General features: G+C 68.6%; 13 protein-coding genes. 8 read left to right on the top strand and 5 right to left on the bottom strand.

Going from position 1 to position 15,511, the window contains the following annotated elements; genetic code table 11:
* Position 1: 1 nt before the first annotated feature.
* The 5 genes from ACLNGM_RS08460 to ACLNGM_RS08440 form a co-directional block, all read right to left on the bottom strand.
* The gene (locus ACLNGM_RS08460) at positions 2–1,153 is read right to left on the bottom strand and encodes an ABC transporter ATP-binding protein (RefSeq protein WP_416357955.1); all 1,152 of its coding nucleotides are present in this window, start codon (positions 1,151–1,153) and stop codon (positions 2–4) included.
* Between the two features lie 65 nt (positions 1,154–1,218).
* Entirely contained in the window at positions 1,219–2,310 is a 1,092-nt protein-coding gene (locus ACLNGM_RS08455; RefSeq protein WP_416357954.1) for a polyamine ABC transporter substrate-binding protein, read from the bottom strand.
* Between the two features lie 84 nt (positions 2,311–2,394).
* Positions 2,395–2,919, bottom strand: a complete 525-nt coding sequence (locus ACLNGM_RS08450) for a GNAT family N-acetyltransferase (protein WP_416357953.1) — start codon at positions 2,917–2,919, stop codon at positions 2,395–2,397.
* Positions 2,916–3,725, bottom strand: coding sequence for an aspartyl/asparaginyl beta-hydroxylase domain-containing protein (locus ACLNGM_RS08445; RefSeq protein ID WP_416357952.1), 810 nt, complete (start codon positions 3,723–3,725; stop codon positions 2,916–2,918). Before ACLNGM_RS08445 ends, ACLNGM_RS08450 begins: the two co-directional genes overlap by 4 nt.
* A gap of 69 nt (positions 3,726–3,794) precedes the next feature.
* The gene (locus tag ACLNGM_RS08440) at positions 3,795–5,204 is read right to left on the bottom strand and encodes a helix-turn-helix domain-containing protein (protein WP_416357951.1); all 1,410 of its coding nucleotides are present in this window, start codon (positions 5,202–5,204) and stop codon (positions 3,795–3,797) included.
* Between the two features lie 187 nt (positions 5,205–5,391).
* On the opposite strand from ACLNGM_RS08440, the gene aceA reads away from it, so the two are divergent.
* The 8 genes from aceA (at position 5,392) to pgl (ending at position 15,494) form a co-directional block, all read left to right on the top strand.
* A complete protein-coding gene (gene aceA / locus ACLNGM_RS08435; protein ID WP_416357950.1) occupies positions 5,392–6,678 on the top strand; it encodes an isocitrate lyase in 1,287 nt (428 codons plus the stop codon).
* 35 nt (positions 6,679–6,713) lie between these two features.
* Positions 6,714–6,971: a hypothetical protein gene (locus ACLNGM_RS08430; protein ID WP_416357949.1), complete on the top strand. Its 258-nt coding sequence runs from the start codon at positions 6,714–6,716 to the stop codon at positions 6,969–6,971.
* A gap of 109 nt (positions 6,972–7,080) precedes the next feature.
* On the top strand, positions 7,081–8,634 hold the full coding sequence (locus ACLNGM_RS08425) for a glutamine synthetase family protein (RefSeq protein ID WP_416357948.1): 1,554 nt from the start codon (positions 7,081–7,083) through the stop codon (positions 8,632–8,634).
* Positions 8,627–9,919 (top strand): NAD(P)/FAD-dependent oxidoreductase, encoded by a 1,293-nt coding sequence (locus ACLNGM_RS08420; protein ID WP_416357947.1) that lies wholly within the window; start codon positions 8,627–8,629, stop codon positions 9,917–9,919. The genes ACLNGM_RS08425 and ACLNGM_RS08420 overlap by 8 nt, the downstream gene beginning before the upstream one ends.
* Before the next feature lie 66 nt (positions 9,920–9,985).
* Positions 9,986–10,594, top strand: a complete 609-nt coding sequence (locus ACLNGM_RS08415) for a biliverdin-producing heme oxygenase (protein WP_416357946.1) — start codon at positions 9,986–9,988, stop codon at positions 10,592–10,594.
* Positions 10,591–13,179, top strand: a complete 2,589-nt coding sequence (locus ACLNGM_RS08410) for an HWE histidine kinase domain-containing protein (protein WP_416357945.1) — start codon at positions 10,591–10,593, stop codon at positions 13,177–13,179. The genes ACLNGM_RS08415 and ACLNGM_RS08410 overlap by 4 nt, the downstream gene beginning before the upstream one ends.
* Before the next feature lie 127 nt (positions 13,180–13,306).
* Complete coding sequence (zwf, locus tag ACLNGM_RS08405; protein ID WP_090962913.1) at positions 13,307–14,785, top strand: glucose-6-phosphate dehydrogenase; 1,479 nt, start codon at positions 13,307–13,309, stop codon at positions 14,783–14,785.
* Between the two features lie 7 nt (positions 14,786–14,792).
* Positions 14,793–15,494: a 6-phosphogluconolactonase gene (pgl, locus tag ACLNGM_RS08400; protein WP_416357944.1), complete on the top strand. Its 702-nt coding sequence runs from the start codon at positions 14,793–14,795 to the stop codon at positions 15,492–15,494.
* Positions 15,495–15,511: the final 17 nt, after the last annotated feature.

Raw genomic sequence — 15,511 nt, 5'->3', positions numbered from 1 at the left:
CCTACTCCGCCAGCACGACGCCGGCGTCGCGCGCGAAGGAGAGCGTGACCTCTTCCTCCCAGGCGATCTGCTCGGACGCGACGCGCGCCGCGTTGATCACGGTGGAGCGCACCAGCGTGCCGTCGGTGAGCTTGATATTGAAGAGCGTGACGTCGCCGAGATAGCCGATGTCCCACACCGTGCCGGTCAGCGTGTTGGCGGCGCCCGCTTCCGGAGCGCGGCGCGACAGGCGCACCTTTTCCGGGCGGATCGCGAAGGCGACCGTCTGCCCCGGCGAGAGCGGAACCGTGGTCTCGGTCTCGATGCGCCCGGACGCGGACCGCAGGACCGCCAGCCCCCCGGCGACACTTTCCACCTCCGCCTCGATCAGCGAGACGTTGCCGACGAAATCGGCGACATAGCGCGAGGTCGGTGCCTCGTAGACGACGGCGGGCGGGGCGACCTGACAGATGCGACCGGCCCGCATCACGGCCATGCGGTCGGCCATGGTCATCGCCTCCTCCTGATCGTGGGTGACGATCACGAAGGTCAAGCCGAGCTCCTGCTGGAGGTCCATCAGTTCGAACTGGGTCTCCTCGCGCAGCTTCTTGTCGAGCGCGCCGAGCGGCTCGTCGAGTAGGAGCACCTTCGGCCGCTTGGCGAGCGAACGGGCGAGCGCCACGCGCTGCTGCTGGCCGCCCGACAACTGGCTGGGCTTGCGGCGCCGGAAGGGCTCGAGCTTGACGAGCTTCAGCATCTCGTCGACGCGCGCGTCGATCTCCGATCGCGCCATGCCGTCCTGTTTCAGGCCGAAGGCGATGTTCTTCTCGACGCTCATGTGCGGGAAGAGCGCGTAGGACTGGAACATCATGTTCAGCGGGCGGCGGTAGGGCGGCACGCCCTTGAGGCTTGTTCCCCCTAAGCGGATGTCGCCGCTCGTCGGCTCCTCGAAGCCCGCCAGCATGCGCAGGAGCGTGGACTTGCCGCAGCCCGACGGCCCGAGCAGCGCGAAGAACTCGCGGGTGTAGATGCCGAGCGACAGGTCGTCGACCGCCACCGAGTCGGCGAACCGCTTGGTGACGTGGTCGAACTCGATGAGGGGCTTGGCGGTGGGATCGTTCCAGGGATCGAAATTGCGTCGGATGTTGCCGAGGGATTTCTGTGCGCCCGCCATGCCCGTCCTTCGTGTCGCGGTTGCCTGACACCGGGCGCTACGCGAGCGCCCGGCCGTTTCAGCCGTCAGCGGCCGGTCTTCACCGTGGTGAAGGCGCGTGTCGCCAGGCGCTGGGCGCGCGAGTCGTAGGGGCGCTTGATGAAGAGCTTCTGGAGCGTCGCCTCGTCCGGGTAGATCGCCGGATCGTCGAGAATTTCCTTCTCGATCAGCGGCTGCGAGGCGAGATTGCCGTTGGCATAGGACACGAAGTCCGTCGCCTTCGCGATCACCTCGGGGCGCATCATGTAGTTGATGAAGACGTGCGCTTCCTCGACATGCGGCGCATCGGCGGGGATCGCCATCTGGTCGAACCACATCATCGCGCCTTCCTTCGGGATCGAGTAGCCGATCTCGACACCGCGCCCGGCCTCGGCCGCGCGGTCGCGCGCCTGGAAGACGTCGCCGGAGAAGCCGACCGCCACGCAGATGTCGCCGTTGGCCAGCCCGTTGATGTATTCCGAGGAGTGGAACTTGCGGATGAAGGGGCGCACGCTCATCAGGAGCTCCTGCGCCTTGCCGAGCGAATCCGCGTCGGTCGCGTTCGGGTCGAGCCCGAGATACTGGAGGGCCGCCGGCAGGATCTCGCCCGGCGCGTCAAGCATGTCGATGCCGCACTTCGACAAGGGCTCGGCGAACTTCGGATCGAAGACGAGGGCCCAGGAGTCGAGCGGCGCGTCGGGCGCGAGCTCCTTCACCTTGGCGGCGTTGTAGCCGATGCCCGTCGTGCCCCACATGTAGTTGACCGAATGGGCGTTGCCGGGATCGTAGGCCGCCACGCGCTCGGTGACCACCGGCCACATGTTCTTCAGGTTCGGCAGCTTCGAGGGGTCGAGCTTCTGGAAGACGCCCGCATCGATCTGGCGCGACAGATACTCGGCCGAGGGCACCACGACGTCGTAGCCGCTGCCGCCGGCTAGCAGGCGCGTTTCCAGGATCTCGTTGGAATCGTAGGTGTCGTAGACCACCCGGATCCCGGTTTCCTTGGTGAAATCGTCGATGATCGAGGTGTCGATGTAGTCCGACCAGTTGAAGACGTTGAGCACCTTTTCCTGCGCGAAGGCCGCATGAGTGCCGAGACCGGCGAGTACGCCGGCAAGCAGGAAGGGGGTCAATCGCATCGGACGGGCACCTTTCGCATCGAGCTGTATTGCAAGGCAATATTGCGAAAGCGTCCTGATTTGCCTAGGGCCGGCGGCCGACTTTCATCCTTCCTTCATAGTCTCGCGCAGCATGAACACGGCGTCCTCGCCGTAGCTCGCGAGCTTGGACGTCAGCGCCTCGTCCTCGACGGGCCGGAAGCCGTGCCGCGCCCAGAAGGGCGGCGTGCCGTAGACCGAGACGAGAACCGCCGCACCGAACGGCTCCGCCAGCGCGAGGAGCCGGGCGATCGCAGGCTCGGCAAGCCCTCGCCCTCGCCATTCCGGCGCGACGGCCACATCGTGGATATAGAGCGCGTCAGCACCCTCCGGCAGGCGGCCGAGCACCGTGTCGAGCGGCGGCGGGGCGAAGCGGCGCACGGGATAGGCGATCGCATAGGCCGCGAGCCCGCCGCCCGGCGCCGCCAGCACCAGCGAGCCGTCCGGAAACAGCGAGAGCCGATCGCGGAAGACGGCCTCGTCCTCGTGGAACGTCGGGTGCACCCGGTCGGCGAGCGCCACGACGGCCGCCGTGTCGCTCGGCACCATCCCCCGCCAGTCGGCGGACGCGGGAGCGCCGGCCGCGCTCATCGGTGCTTGCGCCCCTCGCCGTAGAACATCTTCTCCCAGGCCTTGTGGGCCTTGTAGCCCTCGCGGATGAAGGGGGTGAAGACGGCAAGGTTGAGCACCGCCTTGTTGGTGACGCTGGCCGGGAAGCGCAGCGGCTTCTCGAAATCGACGAAAAGCACGACGCGCACCGAATCCGAATGGTTCCAGGCCTCGTGCTCGTAGGCGTCGTCGAAGATCAGCGCCTCGCCCTCGCGCCAGTGGCGCGTGTCGTCGGCGATGCGGATGCCGATCTTGTCCGGCTGGTCGGGCACGATCAGGCCGAGATGGAAACGCAGGACGCCGTTATAGGGCCCGCGGTGCGGCGGCAGGTGCTTGCTGGGCTCGAAGATCGAGAACATCGCCGACTTGAGGCCGGGGATCTTCTGCAGGATGCGCCAGGTCTCGGGGCACTGACGGATCGCCTCCTCCGACTTGATGCCGTAGCCGCACAGGAAGAACGTCTTCCAGTTCTGGTCCGACGAGATCGAGCGGACCTCGGACGAGATTTCGTGGAAGGCCGGCAGGTCGCCCTTGCGGACGAGAATCTTGTCGAGCTCGGCGCGGATCAGGCGCCATTCGGCCTCGACCTCGCGCGCCCAGGGAAACTCGTCGGTCGGATAGACCGGCGGGTTGCCGTTGGGGGCGTATTTCAGGTTCAGCGCCTCGGCCTTGTCCACGAGGCCCTGCACGACGCGGGCCGCCGTGCCCCGGCGGCTCATCGTGTCCTCGAGTCCTTGCGTCTTGCCGGTCTGCTGGGGGCCGGCCTTGTTCGACGACGTGTCTGTCATGATCGTGTCCGATACTGTCACGGCCGCGCGGCCGTTCGTCCTTTGCATGGCGCTCTTTCCACGCCCGTTTCAACGGAAATCGTAAGGCGTCAGACCCGATACCCATTCGTCGAGCGCGAGCGGGCGCGTCAGCGGAGGCTCGGCGCGCGACGCGCAGGCTTCTCGCTCGCAGGTCCGGCAGGCCGGGCCGATGCCGACGGCGCGCGCCGTCCCGAGCGCGCGCGCATAGACCGTCTCCGCCGCCGCGTCCCATTCGCAGCCGAGAAGGACGCGCGTTCGCCGGCCGGGATCGGGGAAGTCGCCGGGCAGGCCGGCCTCTCCCTTCGCGACGAGGAGCCAGGCCGTGCCGTCCGGCATCTCGGCGCGCTCGGCGACGACCGCATCGCCGGCGCGCACATGCGGGAGCCTCGCGCAGGCGTCGCCGAAGAGCGCCGCTGGAAAACCCCGCGCGCCTGCCCGCCGGAGGACATGGCCCACTGGGTCGGTTTCCAGGAAGAAGAAGGGCAGCCCAGGTGCCGTGCGCCGCTGGAGAGAGGTCAGCCGCTCCGCGGCGTCGGTGAAGCTCGCGCCGAAACGGGCGGCCAGCCGCTCGACGTCGTAGCCGACCGACACGGCCGCCTCGCGGAACGCACCGTAGGGCATGACGAGGGCGAGCGCCGCGTAGCGTGTCAGTTCGCGCACCGCGATGCGCTGCGCCTCGTCGCTGGAGAAGCCGAAGCTCGCGACCTCGGCCTCCACAGCGTCGCCGAATGCGAGGCGCACGGCCTCCGCCGCGGTCTCGCGCAGGCGGCCCGCGGCGTCGAGGCGCTCCGACAGGAACAGGCGGCGCGAATGCCGGTCGTAGCGCCGCCGCCAGAGCGGCATCACCTCGACCGGCAGGACGCGCACCGCAATGTCGTGCCGCTCGCGCAGCCAGCGTCGCAGCGCGCCGCCGAGGTCCTCGCTGACCGGTCCAACCTCGGTGCGCAGGCGCTCGGCCGCGCCCTCCAGCGCGGCATGATGGTGCGGGCGGGTTTCCAGGACGTCGCGCACCTCGTCGAGCGGCAGGCGGGACAGCCGGAGCCCCGCCCCCTCGCCGCGACCCATCGCGGCCGACAGGTCGGACAACCGCGTCTGCGTCTCGCCATAGGCTCGATGGAGCTTGGCGAAGGCTGCGGCGACGTTGGGCGCGGCGTCGGCCAGTTCCACGAGCTCGCCCTCGCCCGGCAGTTCGCCCGCGATCAGCGGATCGGCAAAGATGCGCCGGAGGTCGGCCACCACCTTCTCGCGGTCGCCCCCCTGCCACTCCCCGAGGTCGAGCGAGAAGGCCTGCGCCATCTTCAGGAGAAGCTGCACGGTCAGCGGCCGCTGGTCGCGCTCGATGAGGTTCAGATAGGACGGCGAGATGCCGAGCGTGCCGGCCATCGCCGTCTGAGTCAGGCCGAGCTGGTTGCGCAGGCGCCGCACTTTGGGTCCGGCGAAGACCTTGTTGTCGGCCACATCCGCTCCTTGACTGGATTCAACAAACCGACCGGCCCGCCTGTCAAGATCGCGACAAACCGACACGAATTTCGAGGTCATTCCTGCAGATCAGGGTCGCTCCGAGAGCCCAGGCTTGTCAATTTCTTTCCACGGACGCCGCTTCGAGACGGCGCGCCAGGACGGACCGGACACAGGAGCCATCGCGATGACTGATTTTTACACGCTCGTTCCCAGCGCGCCCGAAGGCCGCTTCGACGGTATGGAGCGCGCCTATACGGTGGCCGATGTCGAGCGGCTGCGCGGCTCGGTCGCGATCCGCCACACGCTCGCCGAGAACGGCGCCAACCGGCTCTGGAAGCTTCTCCGCGAGGAGGACTTCGTCAACGCGCTCGGCGCGATGACCGGCAACCAGGCGATGCAGCAGGTCCGCGCCGGGCTGAAGGCGATCTACCTGTCGGGCTGGCAAGTCGCGGCGGACGCCAACACGGCCGGCGCGATGTATCCCGACCAGTCGCTCTATCCCGCCAACGCCGCGCCCGAGCTCTGCCGCCGCATCAACCGCACGCTGCAGCGCGCCGACCAGATCGAGACGGCGGAGGGCTGCCATTCGGTCGACACGTGGTTCGCGCCGATCGTCGCCGACGCCGAGGCCGGCTTCGGCGGACCGCTCAACGCCTTCGAGATCACCAAGGCCTTCATCGAGGCAGGCGCGGCCGGCGTCCACTTCGAGGACCAGCTGGCATCGGAAAAGAAGTGCGGCCATCTCGGCGGCAAGGTCCTGATCCCGACGGCGGCGCATATCCGCAACCTCACGGCCGCACGGCTCGCCGCCGACACGATGGGCACGCCCACGCTTGTCATCGCGCGCACCGACGCCGAGGCCGCGACGCTCCTCACCTCCGACATCGACGAGCGCGACCGGCCGTTCGTCGATCACGACCGGGGCCGCACGCCGGAGGGCTTCTTCCACGTGCGGAACGGGCTCGAGCCCTGCATCGCGCGCGCCATCGCCTACGCGCCGCATGCCGACCTCATCTGGTGCGAGACATCCAAGCCTGACCTCGACCAAGCCCGGCGCTTTGCCGAGGCCGTGCGGCGCGAGCACCCCGACCAGATGCTGGCCTACAACTGCTCGCCCTCGTTCAACTGGCGCAAGAATCTCGACGAGGCGACGATCGCGACGTTCCAGCGCGAGCTTGGCGCCATGGGCTACAAGTTCCAGTTCATCACGCTCGCCGGCTTCCACCAGCTGAACTTCGGTATGTTCGAACTGGCGCGCGGCTACCGCGACCGGCAGATGGCAGCCTATTCCGAGCTGCAGGAGGCCGAGTTCGCGGCGGAGGCCAATGGCTACACCGCGACGCGCCATCAGCGCGAGGTCGGCACCGGCTACTTCGACGCCCTCGCCACGGTGATCGGCGGCGGCGCGTCCTCCACCACCGCCATGCACGGCTCGACCGAAGCCGCGCAGTTCCGTCACGCCGCTGAATGACCATCCGCCACCCAACCGCGACAGGGAGAAGCACCATGAGCAACGTCAGCCCGATCGAGCGTCCCCGCACCCATGTCCGCGAGCGCGCCGAGGCGCAGGCGAGCGCGCTGTCGGAGGACGCGCAGAACGCCATCCGCATCCTCGCCAACGACCTGCACCGCCTCAACCAGTCCGTGATGCGCGCCGTCGAGGCCGGCGTCTCGGTGGAGCTCGTTCGCTCGGCCCGCCATCACGGCGGCGACGGAAGCTGGGGCGACCTGATGATCCCGGTGGTGCTCGCCGGCCGCATCTGAGCTGGCGCCCTGCCCTCGACCTGAGCCTCCAGCGCCCGCCGCCGGAGGCTTTCGGCTTTCCCGGCAACCGGCTATGCTTTTACCATCTGCCCCTTGCCAGCAGGACCGCATGCAGGACCGTACCCGACCGCCCAAGCACGACGCCGGCGCCTTGTCGAAGATCAAGCGCGACAAGCCCAAGCGACGCGGTGCACCGGAGGGGCGGACGATCGGCAAGGTGTCGGGCGCGCCGGCGGAACGGCCGCGAATCGCCAAGACCGTGCCGGCCGCGGCCGCGGACCGCTCCGGCTTCCTCGACTCCAAGCGCGGCGTGCGTTCAATGGCGGAAGCCGCCGAGTGGCTGCGGGTGCGGGGCATCGAAGATCTCGAATGCATCACGCCCGACCTTGCGGGCGTCGCGCGCGGCAAGATGATGCCGGCCAAGAAATTCACCGGCAACACGTCGCTGGCGCTCCCCTCCGCGCTCTTTATGCATACGATCTCCGGCGAATACCCGGAGGAGACCGGCTCGTTCCGCTATTCGCCGAACGACGGCGACCTGAAGCTCGTGCCGGACCTCTCGACGCTGTCGGCCGTGCCTTGGGAAACCGACCCGACGGCGCAGGTGATCTGCGATCTCGTCGACACGGCGGGCGAGGCGGTCGGCTACACCCCGCGCAATGTGCTGAAGCGCGTCGTGAAGCTCTACGAGGACCGTGGCTGGCGCCCGGTGGTGGCGCCCGAGATCGAGTTCTACCTCGTCTCCAAGAACGTAGATCCCGACTATCCGCTGACGCCGCCGATCGGCCGCTCGGGACGCCAGATCCAGGGGGGCCAAGCCTATTCGATCGGCGGCATCAACGAGTTCGACGAGCTGATCGACGACATCTACCACTTCTCCGACGGGCAGGGTCTCGAGATCGACACGCTGATCCACGAGGACGGCGCGGCGCAGCTCGAGATCAACCTGCGGCACGGCAACCCGGTGGAGCTGGCCGACCAGGTCTTCATGTTCAAGCGCACGATCCGTGAGGCGGCGCTGAAGCACGACATCTACGCGACCTTCATGGCCAAGCCCATTCAGGGCCAGCCGGGCTCGGCCATGCACATCCACCAGTCGGTGGTGGATCTCGCGACCGGGCGCAACGTCTTCTCCGGCGAAGACGGCTCGCCGTCGCCGCTGTTCTACCACTTCCTCGGCGGCATGCAGCGCTACGTGCCGGCCGCGCTCGTGATGATGGCGCCTTACGTCAACTCCTATCGCCGCCTCACCTACGGCATGTCGGCGCCGACCAACAACGCCTGGGGCTTCGACAACCGCACCACGGCCTTCCGCGTGCCGGCGTCGGACGCGGCCGCCCGGCGCGTCGAGAACCGCCTGCCCTCCTCCGACGCCAACCCTTATCTGGCGCTCGCAGCCTCGCTCGCCTGCGGCTGGCTCGGCATGGTCAACGCGGTGGAGCCGGACCAGCCGACCGACCGGACCGTCAACGAGGACGGCGTGATCTCGCTGCCGCGCGGCCTTCTCGAGGCGGTCGCCGCCTTCGAGGCGGAGGAGGCGTTCCAGGAGGTGCTGTCGAAGGAGTTCGTCGGAACCTATGCCGGCATCAAGCGCGGCGAGCACGAGACCTTCATGCAGGTCATCAGCCCGTGGGAGCGCGAGTTCCTGCTCCTGAATGTCTGAGCCCTACCAGTCCCCGATCTCGCCGGGCCGGTCCTGGTACGAGGACTCCGTCGGCGAGCGCCCGCGCTACCCTGCGCTCGACGGCTCGGCCCGTGCCGACGTGCTCGTCATCGGCGGCGGCTTCACCGGCCTGTCCGCCGCGCTCCACCTCGCCCGCGCCGGCATCGATGTCGTCGTCTGCGAGGCCGCCCGGCTCGGCGACGGCGCCTCGGGGCGCAACGGCGGCCAGTTCGGCACCGGCCAGCGCCTCTGGCCGGAGGAGATGGAAGAGAAATACGGGCTGGAGCCCGCCCGCCGCCTCTTCGCGATGGCGGAGGAGGCCAAGGCCGGGCTGCACGAGACCATGGTGCGCGAGGGCATCGCCGCCGATTTCCGCCCCGGCCAGATCTCGCTCGCCCATCGCACGCGCTATGTCGACGAGTTCCGCCGGCATGCCGACCATCTCGCCGAGCGCTACGACTACCCGCATCTGCGCTTCATGGACCGCGAGGAGACCGCCGCGCGCCTCGGCTCCGGCACCTACCATGCCGGCCTTCGCGACGTCGGCACCGGCCACCTCCATCCGATGAAGCTCCTCGTCGGTCTGGGGCGCGCGGCCGCCCGTGCGGGAGCGAGGCTCTGCGAGGAGACGCGCATCGAGGGACTGACGCGGACTGCCGCCGGGCTCTGGGAGGCGCGAACGGCGCGCGGCACGATCACCGCCGCGCGCGTGCTTCTCGCGACAAACGCCCATGGCGGCCGGCTGGAGCCGCGGAGCGCCGCCCATGTCATGCCGATCCGCTCCTTCATCGCGGCGACCGAGCCGCTGGCCGAGCCGGACCGCGTGCTGCCGGGCAACGAGGCGGCGGACGATTCCCGCTTCGTCGTCCGCTATTTTCGCAAGAGCGCGGACGGGCGGCTCCTCTTCGGCGGTCGCGAGGCCTACACCTCGGCGTCCGGCGACATCGCCGGGCAGATCCGCAAACAGGTCGTCTCGATCTGGCCGCACCTGTCCGACGTCCGCTTCACCCACGCCTGGGGCGGCTCGGTGGCCGTCACTATGCCGCGGATGCCCTATGTCGCGGAAACCCAGCCGGGCCTCGACGTCGTCGCCGGGTTCTCGGGCCACGGGGTGATGCTGACGCACTGGACAGGCAAGCTCTACGCCGACCGGCTGACCGGCCACGGCGACCCGCTCGCCGCCCTTCGCGATCTCGACATCCCCGCCTTCCCCGGCGGGACGTGGCTGCGCGCGCCGCTCCTGTTTCTCGCCATGACGTGGTACGCCTTGCGCGATCGGTTGTGATGACGGAAAAGGGCGAAAGGAACGGTCGCGTTTCCATTTTGTCCGATCTATCAGAAGTTTCAGGATTTGAGCGCCATCCCCGCCCCTTCCCGCTCCGAACCCTCGCTGCGGGATCGGCTGCGCGCGGACACACAAGCGGCGCACGAGGCGCTCGACGCATCCTTCGCCGATATGTTCGCGGATGCCTCCGGCGGGCATTATCGGCGCTTCATCGCCATGAACCTTCAGGCCCACGAAGCAATCGAGCCAGTGCTGGCGCAGAGCCCGCTCGGACGGCCGGGCGCGGACGGCGACCATGCCGATCGCCTGGCGGCGGCGCGTCGCGACGCGGAGGTCCTCGGCGTCGAACCGCGTGCGGCGGCGCCATTTGCGTTGCCGCGACCGGATATCTTCGAGGCTTTCGGCATCGCCTATGTGCTGGAAGGCTCGCGCCTGGGCGCTAAATACATGTCGCGCGCCATCAAACGTGATGAGCGACTTTCTGGCGCGCGCTGGCCGACTCACTATCTGGAGGCCTCCAGCGACGCGCGCCCGTTCACATGGCTGCTCGATCGCATGGCGGCCGAGCCGGCGGGCGAGGCGGACATGCGGCGGGCCGTGGCGGCAGCGGACGCGACGTTCCGCTACTTCCGCATGCTGTGCGGGGACGACGACAAGAGGACGACCCGCGCTTGACGATCCAGCCACCGCCGTTCGGCGACGTCGACATCACCAACTGCGAGCGCGAGCCGATCCAGTTTCTGGGTCGGATCCAGAACTTCGGCTATCTGCTGGCGGTGTCGACCGACTGGCTGATCGAACGCGTCTCGACCAATATCGGTGACGTCGTCGGGCGCGAGCCCGAAAGTCTTCTCGGCGAATCCGTCCTCACCATCGTCTCGGAAAGCGCGCTCCACTCGATCCGCGGCCGCCTGCAGATCCTGTCGGGCGACAACGGGGCCGAGCGCATCGTCGGCCTCGACCTCTTCGGCACCGGCACGCGCTTCGACGTGGCGATCCACGTGTCGGGCGGCTCGATCATCATCGAGGCCGAACCGCAGGCCGAGCGGCCGTCGACCAATCCCGGCGCGCTCGTCAAGAGCATGATCACGCGGGTCCAGAAGACGCAGGGTCTCGACGGGCTCTACAAGGAAAGCGTGCGCCAACTGCGCGGCATCACCGGCTTCGACCGGGTGATGCTCTATCGCTTCGCGAGCGAAGGCGCCGGCTCCGTGATCGCGGAGGCCGCGCGCTCCGGCATCGGCTCGTTCCTCGGCCTGAACTATCCGGCGACCGACATTCCGCCCCAGGCGCGCGCGCTCTACGTGCGCAACCAGGTGCGCCTCATCGCGGACGTCCAGTCCGAGACGGTGCCGGTGATCCCGGAGTTCGATCCGCACGGCAAGGCGCTCGACCTGTCGCTGTCGGTGTTGCGCTCGGTCTCGCCGATCCACATCGAATATCTCACCAACATGGGCGTCTCGGCCTCCATGTCGGTCTCGATCGTCATCGACGGTCAGCTCTGGGGCCTCTTCGCGCTTCACAACTACGCCCCGCGCCATCTCGCGATGGAGGTGCGCGCGGCGGCCGAGCTGTTCGGCCAGATGGTCTCGCTGATCATCGAGGGGCGCCTCGCCAAGGAGCAGCGTCAGCTCGAGGAAGCCGGTCGTGTCCTGCACGACCGCTTCGTCTCGCGCATCGTCGCGGCCTCCTCGACGCTCGACACGATCGGCGAGTTCGCCGACGACCTGCGCGAGATCATCCCGGCCGACGGCTTCGCGGTCTATGTGAAGGGCGAGGCGCAGTGCTACGGCCATTGCCCGTCGCCCGAAGAGATCGCCCATCTCGCGCGCTTCCTCAATCGCGCAGGCTCCGGCCGGATCTTCGCGACCGACGAGATTTCGGCGGTCCATCCGCCGGCGGCCGACTACATCGAGCGCGCCTCGGGGGTCCTTGCGATCCCGATCTCGCGCTCGCCGCGCGACTATCTCCTGTTCTTCCGGCGCGAGATCATCCAGACCGTCACCTGGGCGGGCGACCCGAAGACCAAGGAGCGGACGGTCGGCCCGAACGGCGTGCGCCTGACGCCGCGCAAGAGCTTCGAGGCGTGGAAGCAGACCGTCCACGGCAAGAGCTTCCCATGGACCGTCAGCGAGACCAAGGCCGCCGAGGGGCTTCGCGTGTCGATCCTCGAGGTGCTCCTGCGCTTCAACGAGGAATCGCAGCGCCAGCAGACGCTGGCGACGCAACGCCAGGAACTCCTGATCGCCGAGTTGAACCACCGTGTGCGCAACGTCCTCAGCCTGATCCGGGCGCTGGTCGTTCAGTCGAAGCCGGGCGCCGCGACCGTCGACGAGTTCGCCGCGATCATCGGCGGGCGCATCCAGGCGCTGGCGCGCGCCCACGACCAGATCACCAGCGCCGACGCGGGCGCGGTGACGCTGAGCGACATCATCCGCACCGAGGTCTCGGCCTATATCGGCGAGAAGGCGGGACGCGTCCTGATGTCGGGCCCCGAGATCGTCGTCGAGGCCGTGACCTTCTCGACGCTGGCGCTGGTGTTCCACGAACTCGTGACCAACTCGGCCAAGTACGGCGCCCTGTCGGACTCCTCGGGCAGCGTCGCCGTGAACTGGTACATCGACGAGAACGACGCCTGCCGGATCGAATGGGCCGAGAGCGGCGGACCGCCCGTCACCGCGCCGACGCGCCGCGGCTTCGGATCGACGATCATCGAGCGCTCCATCCCGCACGACCTGTCGGGCGAGGCGCGCATCGACTACCACCTCGCCGGCGTGCGCGCGCATTTCACCCTGCCCGGCAACGTCTTCCATCTTGCCGGCGATCCGGGCGCGCCCGTCGCGCAGGCCCCGGTCGAAACGCAGTCCGCCGCGGCGCCCGTCGCGGCCCTCGCCGGCCTTCGCGGCCTCGTGGTCGAGGACAACCTCATCATCTCGCTCGACGCCGAGCAGATGCTCGCCGAACACGGGATGACGGAAGTCTTCACCGCCGCCAGCGTCGGCGAGGCGCGCAAGGTGATCGAGGGTCAGGCGATCGACGTCGCGCTGCTCGACGTCAATCTCGGCTCGGAAACCTCATTCCCGCTGGTGCGCGACCTCAACACCAAGGGCATCCCCTTCGTGTTCGTCACCGGCTACGGCGAGGCGATCGAGTTTCCCGAGGAAGCACGCGGGGCCGATGCGGTGAAGAAGCCGTTCGTCAGCGATCTTCTGGTCAGCGCGATCGCCCGCGCGGCCGCGCGCCGTCCTCGCAAACCATGATGCGTCCCGCCGTTCGGGCCTTGGCCCGGACGGTTCGACCTTTCCTTTTTCAATCGATTGAATTATCCACGGCTGCGGGATCGGATCGGCTGTAAACTGGTTCCCCGCTGAACGGAGAAGGCTTCGCGTGTCCAGTCAGATCATTCCTGTCGAATGCTTCGACTACATCGTCTTCGGCGGCAACGGCGACTTGGCCGAGCGCAAGCTCCTGCCCGCGCTCTACCACCGGGACCTCGACGGCCAGATCCCGCCCGGCGCCCGCATCATCGGCGCCTCGCGCACGCCGTTCACCGACGAGGAATACCGCGCCTTCGGCCGCGAGGCACTGAACAGCTTCGTCGGCGAGGCCCATCGCACCGAGGAGGCCGTCGAGCGCTTCCTGTCGCGTCTCTACTACCGCCAGGTCGACGCTAGGAGCGAGACCGGCTGGGCCGAGCTGAAGAGCCTTCTCGACGAGGCGGGCCAGGACCGGATCCGCGCCTTCTATCTCGCCGTCAGCCCCAGCCTCTTCGGCGACCTTGCCTCCTCGGTGAAGCGCCACGGCCTCGCGCACGAGAAGACACGCATCGTCGTCGAGAAGCCCGTCGGGCGCGACCTCGCCTCAGCGAAGGCCCTGAACGCCCTGATCGGCGAGCACTTCGACGAAAGCCAGGTCTTTCGCATCGACCACTATCTCGGCAAGGAGACGGTGCAGAACCTGATGGCTCTGCGCTTTGCCAACATGCTCTACGAGCCGCTCTGGAACTCGGCCTATGTCGACCACGTCCAGATTACGGTGGCCGAGAGCGTCGGCCTCGAGGGGCGCGCGGGCTACTACGACAAGGCCGGCGCGCTGCGCGACATGGTGCAGAACCATATCCTGCAGCTGGTCTGCCTCGTGGCGCTGGAGCCGCCGTCCGCGATGGACGCCGACGCGCTGCGTGACGAGAAGCTGAAGATCCTGCGCTCTTTGAAACGCATTGACGAGAGCAACATCGAGCACCTCACCGTGCGCGGCCAGTACAAGGCCGGCGCCTCCAACGGCGGCGCCGTGAAGGGCTACCTCGAGGACCTCGGCGAGCCGACGAGCGACACCGAGACCTTCGTCGCCATCAAGGCCGAGATCAACAACTGGCGCTGGGCGGGCGTGCCCTTCTACATCCGCACCGGCAAGCGCCTGTCGGAGCGCATGAGCGAGATCGTCGTCACCTTCCGGCCGATCCCGCACTCGATCTTCGACAACGCCGCCGGCCACGTGCAGCAGAACCAGCTTGTCATGCGTCTGCAGCCCGACGAGGGCGTGAAGCAGTGGCTGATGATCAAGGACCCCGGCCCCGGCGGCATGCGCCTGCGCCACGTGCCGCTCGACATGAGCTTCGCCGAGAGCTTCCACGTGCGGAACCCGGACGCCTACGAGCGCCTTCTGATGGATGTGATCCGGGGCAACCAGACCCTGTTCATGCGCCGCGACGAGGTCGAGGCGGCGTGGGAATGGGTCGACCCGATCCTCAAGGCCTGGGACGCGCGCGCCGTGCGTCCGCAGGGCTACACGTCCGGCACCTGGGGCCCCTCCTCCTCGATCGCCCTGATCGAGCGCGACGGGCGCACCTGGCACGAACCCGATTGAGGCTGGGATGACAATACGCGAGCACCATTATCCGACGCGCGAAGCGCTGGCCGAGGCGCTGGCGACCGGCGTCGCCGCGGTCCTTTGCGGCGGCGTCGCGACGCGCGGCCAGGCGGTGCTCGCGGTCTCCGGCGGCTCGACGCCGAAGCTCTTCTTCCAGACGCTGGCGAAGGCCGACCTCGACTGGTCGCGCGTCACCGTCTGCCTCGTCGACGAGCGCTGGGTGCCCGAGACGAGCGACCGCTCCAACACGCGCCTCGTGCGTGAGAACCTCCTGACGGGACCGGCCGCGAGCGCGCGGCTCGAACCTTTATTCGAGGAGGGGGCGAGCGCCCGCGAGGCCGAGGACGAGGTATCGCGGCGCCTGGCGGCCCTGCCCCGCCCGTTCGACGCCGTGATCCTCGGCATGGGCAACGACGGGCACACCGCCTCGTTCTTTCCGGGCGCCGATCGCCTAGCCGAGGCGATCGACCCGCAAGCTGGGCACCGCGTCCTCGCGATCGAGGCGCCGGGCGCCGGCGAGCCGCGCATCACGCTGGCGCTGCCCTTTCTCCTCGAGGCGCGCCTTCTCGCGCTGCACATCGAAGGCGACGAGAAGCGCGAGACGCTGCAGAAGGCGCTGGCCGACGGAACGGTCGCCGAAATGCCGGTCCGCTCCGTCCTGCGCGCGCCGCGCGAGGAACCCCTGCAAGTCTTCTGGGCGCCCTGACGCGCCGCAAACCACAC

The organism is Aureimonas phyllosphaerae (genome assembly GCF_047943035.1).
Taxonomy (GTDB): Bacteria; Pseudomonadota; Alphaproteobacteria; order Rhizobiales; family Rhizobiaceae; genus Aureimonas; species Aureimonas phyllosphaerae.
Note: the sequence above shows the minus strand (reverse complement) of the source record. Positions and strands in the feature narration are given on the sequence as shown.